At 69.4% G+C, this 17163-nt stretch carries 10 protein-coding genes and 1 pseudogene; 5 read left to right on the plus strand and 6 right to left on the minus strand.

Annotated elements, in window-relative coordinates; all coding sequences use genetic code 11:
• Positions 1-38: 38 nt before the first annotated feature.
• Entirely contained in the window at positions 39-1910 is a 1872-nt protein-coding gene (locus WMF39_RS42410) for a hypothetical protein (RefSeq protein ID WP_437742135.1), read from the minus strand.
• Positions 1911-2395: 485 nt separating this feature from the next.
• Complete coding sequence (locus WMF39_RS42415) at positions 2396-3346, minus strand: LysR family transcriptional regulator (protein ID WP_437742136.1); 951 nt, start codon at positions 3344-3346, stop codon at positions 2396-2398.
• Positions 3347-3502: 156 nt separating this feature from the next.
• On the opposite strand from WMF39_RS42415, the gene WMF39_RS42420 reads away from it, so the two are divergent.
• The 5 genes from WMF39_RS42420 (at position 3503) to WMF39_RS42440 (ending at position 7457) form a co-directional block, all read left to right on the plus strand.
• On the plus strand, positions 3503-3823 hold the full coding sequence (locus WMF39_RS42420; protein ID WP_437742137.1) for a putative quinol monooxygenase: 321 nt from the start codon (positions 3503-3505) through the stop codon (positions 3821-3823).
• Between the two features lie 632 nt (positions 3824-4455).
• Positions 4456-4731, plus strand: a complete 276-nt coding sequence (locus WMF39_RS42425) for a hypothetical protein (protein WP_437742138.1) — start codon at positions 4456-4458, stop codon at positions 4729-4731.
• Positions 4732-4935: 204 nt separating this feature from the next.
• Positions 4936-5568 carry an OmpA family protein gene (locus WMF39_RS42430; RefSeq protein WP_437742139.1) on the plus strand — a complete coding sequence of 211 codons (633 nt, stop codon included), beginning with the start codon at positions 4936-4938 and terminating at the stop codon, positions 5566-5568.
• Positions 5569-5618: 50 nt separating this feature from the next.
• On the plus strand, positions 5619-6005 hold the full coding sequence (locus WMF39_RS42435; protein ID WP_437742140.1) for an AgmX/PglI C-terminal domain-containing protein: 387 nt from the start codon (positions 5619-5621) through the stop codon (positions 6003-6005).
• Positions 6006-6215: 210 nt separating this feature from the next.
• Positions 6216-7457 (plus strand): VWA domain-containing protein, encoded by a 1242-nt coding sequence (locus WMF39_RS42440; protein WP_437742141.1) that lies wholly within the window; start codon positions 6216-6218, stop codon positions 7455-7457.
• Positions 7458-8311: 854 nt separating this feature from the next.
• Here WMF39_RS42440 and WMF39_RS42445 read toward each other — a convergent pair.
• From WMF39_RS42445 to WMF39_RS42460, 4 genes and pseudogenes are all read right to left on the minus strand, one after another.
• The gene (locus WMF39_RS42445; RefSeq protein WP_437742142.1) at positions 8312-10501 is read right to left on the minus strand and encodes an ATP-binding protein; all 2190 of its coding nucleotides are present in this window, start codon (positions 10499-10501) and stop codon (positions 8312-8314) included.
• Positions 10502-10517: 16 nt separating this feature from the next.
• Positions 10518-14732 (minus strand): annotated as a pseudogene (locus WMF39_RS42450) (HAMP domain-containing protein); the annotation flags it as partial.
• Between the two features lie 241 nt (positions 14733-14973).
• Positions 14974-15414, minus strand: a complete 441-nt coding sequence (locus tag WMF39_RS42455; protein ID WP_437742143.1) for a response regulator — start codon at positions 15412-15414, stop codon at positions 14974-14976.
• The gene (locus WMF39_RS42460; protein ID WP_437742144.1) at positions 15411-16955 is read right to left on the minus strand and encodes an ATP-binding protein; all 1545 of its coding nucleotides are present in this window, start codon (positions 16953-16955) and stop codon (positions 15411-15413) included. Before WMF39_RS42460 ends, WMF39_RS42455 begins: the two co-directional genes overlap by 4 nt.
• Between the last annotated feature and the right edge of the window lie 208 nt (positions 16956-17163).

Here is a 17163-nt window from a genome sequence, read left to right on the forward strand (position 1 = left end):
GCACACGTCAAGCCGAGCTCGGCCAACACGCACCGGCTTCAAGCTCGTGAACAGTGCCACGGGAGCAACAGACACAACAGCATCACTATGATTCCAAATATCAAGGCATACACAGCCTGCCTATTTTCGATCTTGTTGCGCTCTTCGAGCAATGACTTGCCTACTTTGCGCGCCTCCTCGAGGCTGCGGGCTTGCTTCTCCAGGTAGCGGGCTTCCTTCTCCAGGTAGCGGGCTTGCTCCTCCTCGGCGCGAGCACGCGCCTGCTCCATCTCCAGCTTCATTTCCAGGTTCAGCCTTTCCTCAGCCATGTCCGCTGCCCGCTGCAAGGCCTGGTCCCGAGTCATCTTCCTCGGCCCGGGCTCCTTCTCGCCGTCGAATAGCAGCCTGCCCGCCGGATCGAACTTCCAGGCGATGCCCTCCTCGCTGAAGAGCCAGAAGGCCCCGTCAGGGCACACGGCGAGCCTCCTCTCCGACCAGAAAGAAGGGCCGTCTTCCGCCTCGAAGTCGATCTCGGCCTTCACGACGATGCTCGGCTCGCCTGTCGCGCTGACCCGCACGACGCGGCTGCACCCGAGCACGTAGGCATTGCCGCGGAGGTCGGCGCCGAGCGCGAGCTCATCGCCACCCCAGTCCGCTCTGGGGAGCTCGACGCAGTAGATCTTCCGTCCGTCAGCATCGAAGCGAGCCAGCATGCCGCCCGGTGACTCATTCACCATGTAGAGGGAGCCGTCCGGACCGCAGTGCAAGACGTCGGCCGCGCCCCCCAGGTCCACCGGACGATCGCGCAGATCCTTCAAATCGCAGCTCGAGGCGTCGCTCTGCAGAGCGCTGCTCGCCCACACGGGGACCTCCACGCCGTTCGCCGCGATCCGCCGGAGCTTGCCATCCGCGCAGATCAGCAGCGAGCCGTCGCGATCGCAGGTCAACAGACCGCGCGCACGCCGATCGGCGTCGGGCACGAGCGCCGCGGCGGCTGGATCCTCGACGGACGCGCCGGTCGTGAGAGAGAGCCAGAGCGGCGGCGAGCGTCGTGCGCCGATCACGAGGAGCCTGTCCTTCGAGCAGTGCAGGGAGCGCGCGGCTCCCGGAAGATCGCGTCGCACCCAGCGTACGTTCAGCGACGGATCGATCGACCACAGGACATGCTCGACCTCCTCGTTCACACATCCGCTCGCGTCGCAGTGCCAGCGCGACTGCGTGGCCGCGCAGTACAGGTTCCCCTCTGTGTCGACGGCCACCTCCGGAAGGCCTTTCCAGTCGAACAGCCCCGCGGCGACGGCAGGGGCACGCTCGCTGACCGAAGGTTCGAAGCAGAGGACCCAGGGCGCGACCGCCTGGCTTGCCCCTGAGCCCACGCGCTCGCCCGGAACGCTCACGCTCGCGCCGCAGAGCTTGCAGGCGCACGTTCGGTTCACCCCGTCGAGCTCGACCGTCGCACCGCAGCGCGGACACGGGAACGTCGCCGCGTCGATCTGGAGCTCAGGCGGCAGCGCGCGCCAATCCGGCTCCTCGCCCACGAGGTGCGTGACGCTCGGGAGCGCGCCCGCGACCTCCGCGGGCACCGCCCTCACCCAGATCCGCCTGGCGCAGCGGGCGCAGCGGATCAGCGCCTGCGCTCGCACCTCCTGGACGCTCGCCACGGGGATCGCCGTCTCGCAGCCATGGCACGCGGGTACGGCCCGCGCGTAGACGACCGACAGATCGCCCGCCGAGCTGCGGCGCTCCTCGTTCTGCGCCAGCTTCGGGCCATCGTCGATCGCGTCGCGGAGGAGCCCCGACCAAAGGCCGCCGTCGATCGCCGTCGACCTGCCGCAGCGCGGGCAGCCCACCTCGCGGGCGAGCCTGTTGACCGGCACCCGAGCGCGGCAGGCGCCGCACTTCGTCTCCACCTTCACCGCGACGCTGACCATGGCCCTTCTCTCCTCTCGACGCGTGATCGCGGAGCCATCGGCTTCACGCCCCGTCGCGCCGCTCTCCTCGTACCCCGCACCCGAGCTCCCTATCCTACCGCCGTGCAGCTCGCATGCGCGATGCTCGCGAGCGCGCCCTTCGGCTGCCCCGTCGACCCGGCGCGACGATGCGCGCCCGCAGGCCCAGAAAAAACCTCTCCACCCACTCCCCCAGCGGCGCGGAGGACGACCTACGCACAAAACAAGCACGCAAGACCGCACAGCACGTGAGCGTTATCGCGTGCTGTTTGCGCTCGCAGCGAGTCATCGAAGCGCTCCGCCGGTTGCCGGAGGACGCGCCGGAGCGCGCCATCGCGCTCGGCCCTCTGCCATGCTTCCGAGCGGCGCTCGTCGAGCCCGGACCGGCGACGCCCGAGGAAGAGGAGGCGCTCGTCCTGAGCTACACCCGGGTCGCCAAGCGGCCGCGACCGGAAGCGATAAGCTGCTCACCGCCCTCGCGCAGGGGGCCCTCCGGCCTCGCCCAGCCCCGCGACCGGCTCGCACGCGACGGCGCGCTCGATGGCGGCGCGAAGCCAGCTGTGGCCCTCGTCGCCCTCGGAGCGTTCCGGCCAGACGAGCGTCAAGGTGTAGCCCCTCGCCTCGAGCGGACACGGCCGCACCACGAGATCGAGCTTCCGGGCCAGCGCCACGGCGACCCGCGCGGACACGGTGAGCAGCAGGTCAGAGCCGGAGAGGATGAACGGAGCGACGAGGAAATGCGACACGGTGAGGGTCACCCGACGACGCAGCCCCCGCGCCGCCAGCTCCTGATCGATGACGTTGTGGTCCTCTCCGTGCGGCGAGATCATCAGGTGCTCGCAGGCAGCGTAGCGCGCCGCCGTGAGCGCCTTCCGGGAGGCCGGGTGGCCCCGCCGCATCAGACAGACGAGCTGCTCGGCCGCGAGCTGCGTGGACCGGCATCCGTCGGGCACCGGCCCGCCGCGCCCCAGCTTGGCGTCGAGCTCGCCGCGGCGCAGGAGCTCGGCGAAATCCGGCGGGATGTTGCGGCACCGCAGGTTGACGTGCGGCGCCTCGGCGGCGAGGATCCTGGTCAACGGCGGGAGCACGAGCAGCTCCAGGTTGTCGGTCGCGACGAGCCGGAACGTGCGGGTCGAGCGCCTCGGGTCGAACCGCTCCGCCTGACCGAAGACCTGCTCGAGCCGCTCGACGGCCTCGGCTGTTCTCGGCAAGAGGTCCCGCGCGCGCTCGCTCAACGTCATCTGCCTGCCCACCTGCACGAGCAACGGATCCCCGAAATGGGCGCGCAGCCGTGAAAGCGCGTGGCTCATCGAGGGCTGCGTCACGCCCACCCGGCGCGCAGCGCGCGTGACGCTCCTCTCCTGGAGCAGAGCGTGCAAGGCCACGACAAGGTGGGTGTCCACCGACTGCAAGCGCATGGTCGATGGATACCACGCCCACCCATAGACATCACCTATGTGTTGGCGCGCCTGCTATCGATTCGACGATCGATCCGCCGGCGCGTATCTCTGGTCTCCGGAGGGCTCGTGCCGCCGCACAGAGAGAGCCCCCGGGCCCCAACCCAGGAAGCTGCCATGATCATCGAGTACATTCGCTACACGATCCCCGCCGAGCAAGAGCAGGCGTTCCTGTCCGCTTATCGCGCTGCGGCCACGGAGCTGCGCGGCTCCGTGCATTGCCTCGACTATGAGATCTCCCGATGCACCGAGGAGCCGGCGAGCTTCGTCGTCCGCATCCGCTGGGACTCGCTGGAAGGCCACCTCCAGGGGTTTCGCAAGGAGGCGTCGTTCCCGTCATTCTTCGCCAAGGTGAAGCCCTTCTACGCGTGCATCCAGGAGATGAGGCACTATGCCTTGACCGACGTCGCCGGCGCGGGGGGCCGCCCTGGCGGCTGAACGAGCGCGCGTACGACGCGGGCTCCCCTGGTTTCGCGCAGGCCATCGTGCGATGCTCGGTTGATGACGCGGAAGATCGCATCGGCCCAGGCGCTCGCTCTCGGACGGTCGCTCTCGCTTCTTCTGCTTTTCGTTCACTGCACGAGCACGCCGAGCCCGACGACCTCGGCCGCGACCCCGGACGCTCCGCCCGGCCGAGGGCCTGGCGCGATCGCGGAGCGCGGGCCCGGCCCGGAGGCGGCCCCCGAGCAGGGGCCGGCCCGAGGGCCCGAGCCCGCGACCGGCGGCGCGCCGACGTCCGATCCCGACCAGAGCCCTGCTTCCGGTCACTCGCCCAGAGCGGACCTCCCGCCGCCCACCAAGCCGGCACGATGCGCTGCTCCGGCCCGACCTGCTCCGGATTTCGTCGACTGCGCCGGCCGCGAGGTCTTCGCCGCCGGCTGCTGCTACCCCAGCTTCGAAGCGGCCTGTGCGGGCCTCGGCTGCTCTCTGACGTCCTGCGAGCTCTTGAAATCGAACCCCCCGCAGGCCGGATGCACCCGCTGATGTCCATGCACCCGGAGGGCGCGGCGATAGGTAGCTCTCGACAACAGCCATGTCCGCGGCGACGGCCCGGTCGCTCGTCGCCGTGGGTGCACAGGCCCGTCGCGGCGCTGCTCATGCTCCTCGTGGCGGGCGCCGCACTCGCGGCCTGCTCCAGGGTCACCGGCGCGCCGAAGGGCCGCGAGGCAGCGCCGGAGCGCGACAGCGGCTGCGCGGATCCCGCGAAGCCCAAAGCGTACTTCTATCCTGCGGAGAACCGGACGGACTACGCGCCTGACGACCCCTGGAAAGACGGCTGCGCCATGCTGGTGCCAGATCACCTGTTCTGCTGCCCGGAGAAGGCGCCCGCCGGCCCGCGGGAATAGGTCGTACCGAAGCCGCCGCACCCCATCGAGCTCCGGCTGCTGCTCCTGCATTGCCTCCAGGGGTCCGGATCGTTTCGGCGGTTCAAGGCCGTGCTCCCCAGGCCAGAGCAGCGCCGCCGCTGGCGCATCTTCCGGCGCGAACAGATCCGTGCCAGAGCGCCCCGGTGGCCTGGGCCCGTGACAGCGGGCCATGGAGACGCGATCATGAACGATATCGAAGATAAACGAGATGTGACGAGCCGCCCGAGCCCCCGCCGCTGGCTCGTCGCGCGGCGAGCCACGGGCCTCGGGCCCTGGGTCGCCGGCGCCGTGCTCACGGCGATGGCCCTGGGCCCGATCGCCTGCGGCGGCGTCACCACGTTCGAAGGAGGGAAGGCGCTCGCCGTCGTGGGCCAGCCGCCCGCGCCGCCCCCGCCGCCTCCGCCGCCCCCGCCGGAGCGTGTGGTCGTGACGGACGACAAGATCATCATCAACGAGAAGATCCAGTTCGAATACGACCAGGCGACGATCCGGACGGAGTCCCACAGCTTGCTGGACGAGGTCGTCGCCACGATCAAGAAGCACACGCACATCAAGAAGATCGCCATCGAGGGCCACGCGAGCGCCGAGGGGTCGGCCGATCACAACCTGAAGCTCTCGGACCGCCGCGCCAAAGCCGTGATGAAGTACCTCGTCGACCACGGGATCGCCGCCGGCATGCTCACCGCCAAGGGCTTCGGCAAATCGAAGCCCATCGCGGACAACGACACGCCGGAGGGGCGCGAGAAGAACCGTCGCGTCGAGTTCAACATCGTCGAGCAGGACACCGCGCAGAAGACCGCGGACGCCGGGAAATGAACGCTGGTCCGAAGCCGCCCGTGAGCGGCGCTCCCCGCAAGGAGGCGAGCATGAAGCAGTGGTTGTCGGGTCTTACCATGATGGTTCTGGCGAGCGCGTCCGCGGGCTGCTCCTTCGCCGTGCGGAACGCCGAGATGTACCGAGACGATACGGCCGCGCTGCTCGAGACGAGGCGCGACGAGATCAGCGCGTGTTATGACGCAGAGCTCGCGCGGAACCCCGGCGCGCAGGGCAAGGTCACCGTCGCTTTCACCGTGCTCGAGGACAGCGGCCGCATCACGAACGTCGCCGTCGACCCCGCCGGCACCACCGCGTCGGACGACGTGGCGAGCTGCGTCGTGAAGTCGATCGACGGGCTCGTCCTCACCCCGCCCGATGAGAAGCAAGGCAAGGGGAAGTTCGTCTGGGAGTTCACCGTCGGGGCTCCGAAGGCGTAGCTCCGCCGCGCCGGCGGAGCCCGGCAGCACCGCCGCGCTCCGCCGCGCCGTCCTCCTTGTGCCCGGCGGCCACGCCCCCTATCCTGCCGCTGTGCGGCACGCGCGCACGGCGCTCGCGGCCGCTCGCTGCTCGCGCCGCGGGGCGGCTCATCGGGCTCCCGCCAAACAGGCTCTCTTGGGAGCTCACGATCCCTCCGACACCCCACAGCGATGAGCGCCCGCACCCCCAAGAAAGCCCCTCCGCCCCCCTCCCCCGCCGGCGCGACGGACGACCTCACCGACGGCGACCGCGACGCCCTCCTGCGCTGGCGGCTCGCGCTCGGGCCCGAGGCAGAGCGCGTCGATCCTCGGCTCTCCCTCGGGGGGCTCGGCGGCGGGGCGTCCGCTCTTCACGTCGACCCGCGGCGGCTCGGCGACCTCGACAAGGCCCTCTCGTTCATCTACGACGAGCGCGCCGGCAACCTCGGCGGCTCGCGGCCGTACGTCCCCGAGTGGCTCTCCGCGGTGCGCGAGTTCTTCAGCCACGACATCGTCGCGCTCGTCCAGAAGGACGCCATCGAGAAACGAGGGCTGACGCAGCTCCTCTTCGAGCCCGAGACGCTGCCCTTCCTCGAGAAGAACGTCGAGCTCGTCGCCACCCTCATGAGCGCGAAGGGCCTCATCCCCGACGCCGCCCGGGAGACCGCCCGCCAGATCGTGCGCGAGGTCGTCGAGGAGGTGCGGCGCGCGCTGGAGTCCGAGATCCGCACGGCCGTCCTCGGCGCCCTGCGGCGGAACACGACGAGCCCGCTCCGCGTCCTCAGGAACCTCGACTGGAAGCGCACCATCCGCAAGAACCTCAGAGGATGGGACGCGGAGCGGCGCCGCCTCGTCCCGGACAAGCTCTATTTCTGGGCGAACCAGACGCGGAGGCACGAGTGGGACGTCGCGATCCTCGTCGACCAGTCGGGCTCCATGGGCGAGAGCGTCGTCTACAGCTCCATCATGGCCGCGATCTTCGCGTCCCTCGACGTCCTCCGCACTCGGCTCCTCTTCTTCGACACCGAGGTCGTCGACGTGACTCCGATGCTCGTCGATCCGGTCGACGTGCTGTTCACGGCGCAGCTCGGCGGCGGCACCGACATCAACCGCGCCGTGGCCTACGCCCAGGCGAACTTCATCGAGCGCCCCGAGAAGACGCTGTTCATCCTGATCACCGACCTGTTCGAGGGCGGCAACGCCGAGGAGCTCCTCGCCCGCATGCGCCAGCTCGCCGACAGCAAGGTGAAGTCGATCTGCCTGCTCGCGCTGTCCGACAGCGGCAAACCCTCGTACGACCACGACATGGCGCAGAAGCTCGCCGCCCTCGGGACCCCGTGCTTCGGCTGCACCCCGAAGCTCCTCGTCAAGGTGGTAGAGCGGCTCATGCGAGGTCAGGACCTCGGCCCGCTGCTCGACGCCGAGGCGCGCTGAGCGCCCGGCGAGGGCACAAAGACCACGAAGGCACAGAGGACACAGAGGTTCTTTTCCTTCCTCTGCGTCGTCTGTGCCTCCGTGGCCCCTCGCGCCGCAACGCGGGGGCGGCGCGCTCTCTCGACCGGCCGGCGCCAGCGGGAGCGTCCGCGACGCCCCGCGCCGGCCCTGTCACCGCGCGCGGCGGGTCGCCTTCGCCGAGCGCTCGTCCGTCCGACGGGCGGCGGCGCGCTTCCGGGACGTGGCGCCCCGGGCAGCGCTCGCAGAGACCCGCCGGCGGGCCCCGGCCGCCCGAACCACCTCTTCGAGAGAGGGTGTCTTGACCAGGAGGGGACCCGCGCTGTCCACGGCGCTGATCGAGGGGCCAACTAGGCTGATAGAAAGTTTCACTTGAACTACCGATATGTGTGGCGGACTGATCACGTCGCTCAGCGAGGGCTCATCACCTATAAACCGTTTTGATCTTTTACGCAGCGTCGCAGTGCGGAGATCACGAGCCCTGAGCGCCCGTCCGGACGTGAACTTGTCCACCCGGGAGATCCACTCGCCTTCCGCCTCTCACGGCGGATGCACGCAGGCACCACGGAGGCACGAAGGCACGGGTCTGGGTTCGCTCCGTGCCTCCGTGTCTCCGCGGTGATCGGCGAGGGACTGCCCCCGGGTGTCGCACCGGGCGCTCTGTCACGAGCTTGTTGCACGATGCAGGCCAACGATGGCCGGACGCCGGCATCGCCTCTTTTCCCGGGGGGACCGTGAGGCGTCTTTCACGGTTGAAACCACCGGTTGCAACGGTGGCGCAGCGCGACCGCATCCCTGCCCCGCGCGGACGCCAGGTGAGCTCAGGAGAGCGCCTCTCAGCCCGCGGGACCGGTCAACGACGATCCAGGGCGCTCGCCCAGGGGCCCGGACGGACCAGCCGCTCGGGGCGGGAGCGGCAACGCCACCTGGAACCTCGCCCCCATGCCCGGGGCGCTCTCCACCTGGATGCTGCCGCCGTGGGCCCTCAGGATCTGGTCCACGATGTACAGGCCGACGCCCAGCCCACCATACGAGCTGGTGGGCGCCGCCCGCTCGAAGCGCCCGAAGATCCGGGCGATGTACTCCTGAGCGATCCCGATGCCCTGATCTGCCACCTGGAGCACCGCGGACCGCCCATCCACCGAGATGCGCACCTGGATCGGCTTGCCCCGCCCGTATTTGATGGCGTTCACGAGCAGGTTGGTGATCACCTGATCGATGCGCAGGCGGTCCCACCGGCCGACCGCGGTCATCGGCATGTCCAGGTCGAGCGTACAGCCGGCCCGCTCCAGCTCGGCCTCGAGGCGGCCCGCCACGTCGCGCGCCACGTCGCACAGATCCACGTCATCGAGGCTGAGCTCGAGGTGGCCGCTGTTGATGCGCGCCACGTCGAGCAGCGTGTCGATGAGCCGCGTGAGCCGGTCGATCTGCCCGCCGGCCTGGGAGAGCTTCGCCAGCACCTGCTCCGCCGGCAGCCCGCCGTCCGCGCGGTGGAGGGCGCGGGTGAGGCCCTGGACCTGGAGCACCAGCGCGCTGAGCGGCGTCCTCAGCTCGTGCGAGGCGACCGCCACGAAATCCTCGCGGATCTGCACGGCTTCGCGCGTCATCCGCAGCAGCCGGGCGTTCTCGAGGCAGAGCGCCGCGCGCTGCGCGACGTCGAGGGCGACCGCGAAATCCGGCGGCTCGAAGCGCTCGCCCGGCTCGACCCACACCATGCTGAGCGCGCCGAGCACCTCGCCGCGCGTGAGGAGCGGCACGCACAGGTAGCTGCTGGCGCCGATCTCCTGGATCACGGCGGGATCGTCGATGTCGAGCGCCAGGGCGACGTCGCGCGGAGCGCACTCGACGCGCAGGTCGGGGCGGCCGGTCGTGAGCACCGCGCCGACGCCGTCCGCGGTCAAGGCGAGCTCCCGCGGGCCGAACCGCGCCATGAACCGCGCCGCGTCGCGGGCCCTGTGCGCGGCCGCGAGCCGGCGCGCGCCGCCCTCCTCCCGCAGATCGAGCACACACCAGGTGCAGACGCGCTCCGCGGAGATGCGCACGAGGGCCGCCGCGACGCTGTCCTCGTCGAGCGACGCCGAGAACGAGCTCGACGCCTCCGCGAGGATCTCCGAGCGGCGCACCGCGGCCTCGGCCTCTGCGCGGGCCGCCCGCTCGCGCGTCAGGAGGTGCAGGCGCTCCTGCTCGTGGCGCTTGCCGTCGTCGATGTCCGTGAAGCTGCCGAGCCAGGCGACCACCCGCTTCCAGACGTCCCGCTCCGGGACCGCCCGGCACAGGTGCCAGCGGTAGGCGCCGTGAATCGACCTGAGGCGACATTCGCCCTGAAAGGGCTCACCCGACTCCAGGCAGCGCCGCCACTTGCTGACGAACTGGTTCAGATCGTTCGGGTGCACCGCGGCCTGCCAGCCCCAGCCGCGGAGCGCCTCGAACGCGAGCCCCGTGTACTCCAGCCAGCGCGAGCTCACGTAATCGATGCCGCCGTCGAGCTTCGCCGTGAAGACGCACTGCGGGATGGCGTCGGCCAGGTTCTGGTACCTCGCCTGCGCGGCGCGCCGGAGGTCCTCGACCTCGGCGTCGCGCCGCCGCTGCTCGGCCTGGCGCAGGAGCTCCGCCTGCTCCTTGATCTGCTCGCCGCGCCGGTGGAGCTCGACGAACACGGCGACCTTCGCCTGGACGACCTCCGGCTCGAGCGGCTTCAGGAGGTAGTCGACGCCGCCCACGGCGTACGCCCTGTAAATGGCCGCGAGATCGTCCGTCGCCGCCGTCAGGAAGATGATCGGCGTGTGACGCGACCGCTCCCGCTGCTTCACGAGCGAGGCGACCTCGAAGCCGTCGATGTCGGGCAGCCGCACGTCGAGCAGGATGACCGCGAAATCCTCGGACAGGATCCTGAGGAGCGCGTCCTTCCCGCTCGCGGCGGTCACGAGGCGGTAGCTCTCGTCGACAAGGATCGCCCTGAGCGCCGTCAGGTTCTCCGGCTGATCGTCGACAAGGAGAATGCTGGTCGTCGCGGGCGGGGTGGACACCGTACGGCTCCGTGGCTCAATCCGGCCGCACCCAGTGCAGGATGGTCGACATCAGCCGCCCCTCGTCCACCGGCTTGGCCACGAAATCGTTCAGGCCGGCGTCCAGGCACTTCTGTCGATCTTCCGGCATCGCCTTGGCCGTCACAGCGATGATCGGCAGCTCGTTGAAGCGAGGATCGCTCCGGATCTCCCGCGTCGCCTCGTAGCCGTCGAGCTCGGGCATCATGATGTCCATGAGGACGACATCGATGGACGAATCGGCCTCGCGCAAGATCTCGATACCGTGCCTTGCGTTCTCGGCCAGGACCACGTGCGCCCCGCGCCTCTCGAGCAGGCTCGTGATGGCGAAGACGTTGCGCGCGTCATCGTCGATGACAAGCACGCTGCGCCCGGCGAGCGCGACCGAGGAGGCGCCGTTCGTGAGGAGCGGCGCGACCGGCTCGGGCAGCTCGCCGCGTGCCGGCCTCGTCGCCTTCGGCTCCGTCCGCTCCGCCGGCAGGTACAGGGTGAACTTGCTGCCGAGCCCGGGCGTGCTGTTCAGCGAGATCTCCCCGCCGAGCAGGCTGGCCAGCTCCCGGCTGATCGTCAGGCCGAGCCCTGTGCCGCCGTAGGTGCGGCTGGTCGACGCGTCCGCCTGCTGGAACGCGTCGAAGATGAGCGTCTGCTTCTCTGCCGGGATGCCGATACCCGTGTCGGTGACGGCGAACGCCAGGACGGTCTTCGCCTTGATGAGCGTCTCCCGCTTGAACGTGAGCCCCTTGCCGGCCACCTCGATCTCGAGCGAGATCCGCCCGGACGACGTGAACTTGAACGCGTTGGACAGCAGGTTCTTCAGGATCTGCTGGAGCCGCTGCAGATCCGTCATAATCCCCGCGGGGACGCCGGTCGCGACCCGCACCCAGAACTCGAGCTCCTTCTGCTCGGCGATCTGCCGGAAGCTCCGCTCGACGTACTCGGCCAGCTCGGAGAGCAGCACGCGCTGGGTCTTCACGTCGATCTTGCCGGCCTCGATCTTCGACAGGTCGAGGATCTCGTTGATGAGCTGCAGGAGGTCCTGCCCCGCCGCGGCGATCGTCTTCGCGTACTCGACCTGCTTCGGCGTGAGCGTGTGCTCCTCGTTGTCCGCGAGGATCCTGGCGAGGATGAGCAGGCTGTTCAGCGGGGTGCGCAGCTCGTGCGACATGTTCGCGAGGAACTCGGACTTGTACTTCGAGGTGCGCGACAGCTCCCTCGCCTTCTCCTCCAGGGAGGCGCTGGCGCGCGCGATCTCGCGGTTCTTGATCTCGAGCTCCGACGCCTTCTCCTCCAGCTCCTGCGACCGCGAGCCGAGCTCGGTGTTGGACCTCTGGAGCTCCTGGAGCAGCTCCTCCGTCCTCATGCTGGCGCCGATCATGTTGAACACGACGCCGATCGACTGCGTGAGCTGCTCGAGGAACGTGAGGTGGATGGGCGTGAAGTTCTGGAAGCTCGCCAGCTCGATGACCGCCTTGAGGCCGCCCTCGAAGAGCACCGGCAGGACGCAGATGTTGCGCGGCGGCGCGTCGCCGAGGCCCGAGCTCACCCGGATGTAGTCGTCCGGGAGATCCGTGACGACGATGCTCTTCTTCTCCAGGCCGCACTGCCCGACGAGCCCCTCGCCCAGCGCGAACCGGTTGGAGATGCCCTTGCGCTTCTGGAACGCGTAGCTCGACGTGAGCTTGAGCGCCGGGTACTTCTCCTCGGACTCGAGCACATAGAAGGCCCCGTGCTGCGCCGACACGAGCGGCGTCACCTCGGACATGATGAGGCGAGAGAGCGCCTCGATCGTCCGCTGCCCGGCCATCATCCCGGAGAAGCGCGCCAGGTTCGTCTTCAGCCAGTCCTGCTCCTGGTTGGCGCGCGTCGTGTCCCGCAGGTTCGAGATCATCTGGTTGATGTTGTCCTTCAGCTGGAGGACCTCGCCCTGCGCCTCGACCGAGATGGCCCGCGTGAGGTCGCCCTTCGTCACGGCGGTGGCGACCTCGGCGATCGCGCGCACCTGCGTGGTGAGGTTGCCCGCGAGCTGGTTCACGTTGTCGGTGAGGTCCCTCCAGGTGCCGGCCGCGCCGGGCACCTTGGCCTGGCCGCCGAGCTTGCCCTCGATGCCTACCTCGCGCGCGACCGTGGTCACCTGCTCGGCGAACACGCGGAGCGTGTAGGTCATGTCGTTGATGGTGTCCGCCAGCGACGCGATCTCGCCCTTGGCCTCCAGGGCGAGCTTCTGGCGGAGATCGCCGTTCGCGACCGCGGTCACGACCTTGGCGATGCCGCGCACCTGCGAGGTGAGGTTCGAGGCCATGACGTTGACGTTCTCCGTCAGGTCCTTCCATGTGCCGGAGACCCCGGGCACCTGCGCCTGGCCGCCGAGCTTGCCCTCGGTGCCTACCTCGCGCGCGACGCGCGTCACCTCCGCGGCGAACGCGCGCAGCTGATCGACCATCTTGTTGATGGTGTCCTTCAGCTCGAGGATCTCCCCCTTCGCCTCGACCGTGATCTTCTGGGACAGGTCGCCGCTCGCGACCGCCTTCGTGACGAGGGCGATGTTGCGCACCTGGTTCGTCAGGTTGCCCGCGAGCTGGTTCACGTTGTCGGTGAGGTCCTTCCACGTGCCGGCGACGCCCGGCACCTGCGCCTGGCCGCCGAGCTTGCCGTCCGTGCCTACCTCGCGCGCCACGCGCGTCACCTCCGCGGCGAACGCGCGCAGCTGATCGACCATCTTGTTGATGGTGTCCTTCAGCTCGAGGATCTCCCCCTTCGCCTCGACCGCGATCTTCTGGGACAGGTCGCCGCTCGCGACCGCCTTCGTGACGAGGGCGATGTTGCGCACCTGGTTCGTCAGGTTGCCCGCGAGGACATTCACGTTGTCGGTGAGGTCCTTCCACGTCCCGCTGACGCCGCGCACCTCCGCCTGCGCGCCCAGCTTGCCCTCCGTGCCTACCTCGCGCGCCACGCGCGTCACCTCCGACGCGAACGCGCGCAGCTGCTCCACCATCTTGTTGATGGTGTCCTTCAGCTCGAGGATCTCCCCCTTCGCCTCGGCGGTGATCTTCTGAGAGAGATCGCCCTTGGCGACGGCCGTCGTGACGAGGGCGATGTTGCGCACCTGGTTCGTCAGGTTGCCCGCGAGCTGGTTCACGTTGTCGGTGAGGTCCTTCCACGTGCCGGCGACGCCCGGCACCTGCGCCTGGCCGCCGAGCTTGCCGTCCGTGCCTACCTCGCGCGCGACGCGCGTCACCTCCGCGGCGAACGTCCGGAGCTGCTCCACCATCTTGTTGATGGTGTTCTTCAGCTCGAGGATCTCCCCCTTCGCCTCGACCGTGATCTGCTTCGACAGGTCGCCGTTCGCCACCGCCGTCGTCACGACCGCGATGTTGCGCACCTGGTTCGTCAGGTTGCCCGCGAGGACATTCACGTTGTCGGTGAGGTCCTTCCACGTCCCGCTGACGCCGCGCACCTCCGCCTGCGCGCCCAGCTTGCCCTCGGTGCCTACCTCGCGCGCCACGCGCGTCACCTCCGACGCGAACGCGCGCAGCTGCTCCACCATCTTGTTGATGGTGTTCTTCAGCTCGAGGATCTCCCCCTTCGCCTCGACCGTGATCTGCTTCGACAGGTCGCCGTTCGCCACCGCCGTCGTCACGACCGCGATGTTGCGCACCTGGTTCGTCAGGTTGCCCGCGAGGACATTCACGTTGTCGGTGAGGTCCTTCCACGTCCCGCTGACGCCGCGCACCTCCGCCTGCGCGCCCAGCTTGCCCTCGGTGCCTACCTCGCGCGCCACGCGCGTCACCTCCGACGCGAACGCGCGCAGCTGCTCCACCATCTTGTTGATGGTGTTCTTCAGCTCGAGGATCTCCCCCTTCGCCTCGACCGTGATCTGCTTCGACAGGTCGCCGTTCGCCACCGCCGTCGTCACGACCGCGATGTTGCGTACCTGGTTCGTCAGGTTCCCCGCGAGGACATTCACGTTGTCCGTGAGGTCCTTCCACGTCCCGCTGACGCCCTGCACCTCCGCCTGCGCGCCCAGCTTGCCCTCGGTGCCTACCTCGCGCGCCACGCGCGTGATCTCCGAGCCGACGGTCTGCAGCTGCTGGACGACGTCGTTCACCTCATCGGCGATCTGACCGATCGTCCCCGGCACCTCGCCGATGCCGACGCGGGCGGAGAAGTTGCCGGCCTTCACCGCCTTGAGCACCTCCAGCACCGCCTGGAGCTGCATCTCCCGCACATCCAGGTGGCTCCCGTTGGCGCCGCGCTTGCGGGGCGGCGACTTCTTCTTGCTCGCTCCGCTCCCGTGCCTGTCCTTCGAGGTCGCCGCGATGTTGTTCGATTGCATGACCACCTTCCTGACGACGATAGCGCGCCTGGAGTGCTTGATCCCATTTCAGGTGTTCAGGCCTCGTCCTTCGTCGATGCCGGGGGACCTCGGCGTCATGAGACCCTGGAGTACCGCCGTTTCACGACTTGCCGCGGCGCAATACCTCTGCGACTTGCCTCTGGAGACGAGCATGCTCGATCTCGCGAGCGCGACGCTCGAGCGCGCGTCGCATGCGAGAGCTTAGCTCATCGGAGCGGAAGGGTTTGGAGAGGTAGTCGGAGGCGCCGACGCGGAGGGCGCGCATCCCGGTCTCGACGGAGCCGAACGCGGTGATCGCGATGATCGCCAGCGTCGGGTCGTGCTCCTTGGCCCGCGCGATCAGCTCGATGCCATCCATCCCCGGCATGCGGATGTCGGTGATCAGCAGGTCGAACTCCCCCGTCGGGAGCAGACCGAGGCCCGACATCGCATCGGCCACGTGCGTCGCCTGGTAGCCGTGGTCCGTAGCGATGTCAACGACGAACCGGCCGAGATCATCGTCGTCTTCGACGACCAATACACTCGGTGAGCTCAGACTCATGTTTTCTGCCCTTCCTCTATACTTGTTTCCGAGCTCGCCTCTGAGCTCGCCTCCACGCTCGCCGGCGGACCGGAAACGATCGCGGGCAGGGTGATCCGGAAGCGCGCCCCGCCTGTCGATGAGGCGGCGACCTCCACCGAGCCGCCGGCTTCCTGGACGATCCCACGGACGATCGCGAGCCCGAGCCCGCTCCCGCCGCCGGCCGCCTTCGTCGTGAAGAACGGCTCGAAGATCCGGTGCAGATCCTCCGCAGGGATCCCCGGTCCCCCGTCGGCGACCTCGAAGCTCACGGCGCCAGAGCCCGCCGGACCATCGCATTCGGGCAAGACGCGCACCACGAGCTCGCCGCCGCTGCATTGGGCCTCGACGGCGTTCAAGCACAGATTGAACACGACCTGAAACAGACGATCGGAGTCGAGGGCGACGCGCGCCCTCGCGCCGCCCTCGAGCGGGCCCAGGACGCTCGGCTCGATGCCGCGCCTCCTGCACTCCGGGCCCAGGAAAGCGACCACATCGTCGATGACGCGCCTGAGATCGCTGTCCGCCTGCTGCGGTCTCGGCGGCCGAGCGAGGGAGACGAGGCGAGAGACGACGCGCGTGATCCGCTCGGATTGTCGCGCGATGGTCTCCAGCTCGGCGCGCAGGTGCTCCGGGCAGCCGGGCAGATCGGCCGCGCGGCGCGCGCGGCCATGGATCACGTTGAGCGGCGATCCGATCTCGTGGCCGAGCGAGGTCGCCACCTGCCCCGCGGCGGCGAGCGCCTGCGCCTGCTGCAGCTTGCGCTCCCCGTTCACGCGCGCCGCCTCCTCCCGCAGGGCGCGCTCCCGCGCCTCGCGGAGAGAGCCGGTCATCGTGTTGAAGGCGCTCGCCAGACGGGAGAGCTCCTCCGCGCCCCGCTCGGGCACGGCCGCGTCCAGATCGCCGCTCGCGACGCGCTCGGCCCCGGCGAGGATGGCCCGCGCGGGGAGCGCGACCGTGAAGCGCCCGACGAGCCCGGCGACGACCGCGCTGATCAGCAGCAGCACGACGCCCGTCACCGCGAGGCCGTGATTCAGCGCCCTCTCCAGCACCTCGGCGTAATGATGATCGCGCACCAGGACGGCGACCAGGGGCTGATTGGCGCTGCTCGGCTGGATGGAGACCGTGCGGAGCAGCACGGGCTGCCCGACCAGGCTGGCTGCCTCCTCGATGTCGCCTCCTTCACGGAACGCCCGGCGCGCGAGCTGCCCGAGGCGCGCTGCTTCGCGCTCGATCCCCTTCGTGACGAAGACCGCTTCGCCCTCCCTGGTGAACGCGGCGATGCCAAGGATGCGCTCGGCGCTCGCGAAGTGCTCCGCCCGCCGCCGGACGAGCGCGAGGTCCCTGCGCTGCAGCGCGCTCTCGACGAACGCCTGAAGCAGGGTGGCGTAGTTGCGGAGCTCCGCCGTGGCCTCCTCCCGCAGGACCTGCTTGCGGTGCGCCGACGCGAAGACGCCATACAGCAGGATCGCCATCGCGATGGGGACGACGAGAGACAACCAGAACTGGTGCGCGAGCCTCATCCCCCCCGGTCGACGCTGGTGCTGCAGTACCATACGGCGGATCCACCGCGACCCCCAGGGGACGCCCATGCGTTGACACTTCGCGTCATAGCGAGGTACGTCTTCGTATTTGGCGAGCTCATCCGCGTCGTTCGGCTCGTTGCCGCGCACTTTCGTACGCCTCACTCGCCTGCCTAACGGCTGAGCTCGTATCTTACGAATCTGCACC

Source organism: Sorangium sp. So ce1504 (assembly GCF_051521635.1).
In the GTDB taxonomy this organism is placed as follows: Bacteria; Myxococcota_A; Polyangia; order Polyangiales; family Polyangiaceae; genus Sorangium; species Sorangium cellulosum_B.

Bases quoted from the DNA above. Each gene is read 5' to 3' on its own strand.
- WMF39_RS42430 (WP_437742139.1), top strand. From the start codon at position 4,936: ATGAACGATATCGAAGATAAACGAGATGTGACGAGCCGCCCGAGCCCC.
- WMF39_RS42420 (WP_437742137.1), top strand. From the start codon at position 3,503: ATGATCATCGAGTACATTCGCTACACGATCCCCGCCGAGCAAGAGCAG.
- WMF39_RS42410 (WP_437742135.1), bottom strand. From the start codon at position 1,910: ATGGTCAGCGTCGCGGTGAAGGTGGAGACGAAGTGCGGCGCCTGCCGC.
- WMF39_RS42435 (WP_437742140.1), top strand. From the start codon at position 5,619: ATGAAGCAGTGGTTGTCGGGTCTTACCATGATGGTTCTGGCGAGCGCG.
- WMF39_RS42440 (WP_437742141.1), top strand. From the start codon at position 6,216: ATGAGCGCCCGCACCCCCAAGAAAGCCCCTCCGCCCCCCTCCCCCGCC.
- WMF39_RS42455 (WP_437742143.1), bottom strand. From the start codon at position 15,414: ATGAGTCTGAGCTCACCGAGTGTATTGGTCGTCGAAGACGACGATGAT.
- WMF39_RS42415 (WP_437742136.1), bottom strand. From the start codon at position 3,346: ATGCGCTTGCAGTCGGTGGACACCCACCTTGTCGTGGCCTTGCACGCT.
- WMF39_RS42460 (WP_437742144.1), bottom strand. From the start codon at position 16,955: ATGAGGCTCGCGCACCAGTTCTGGTTGTCTCTCGTCGTCCCCATCGCG.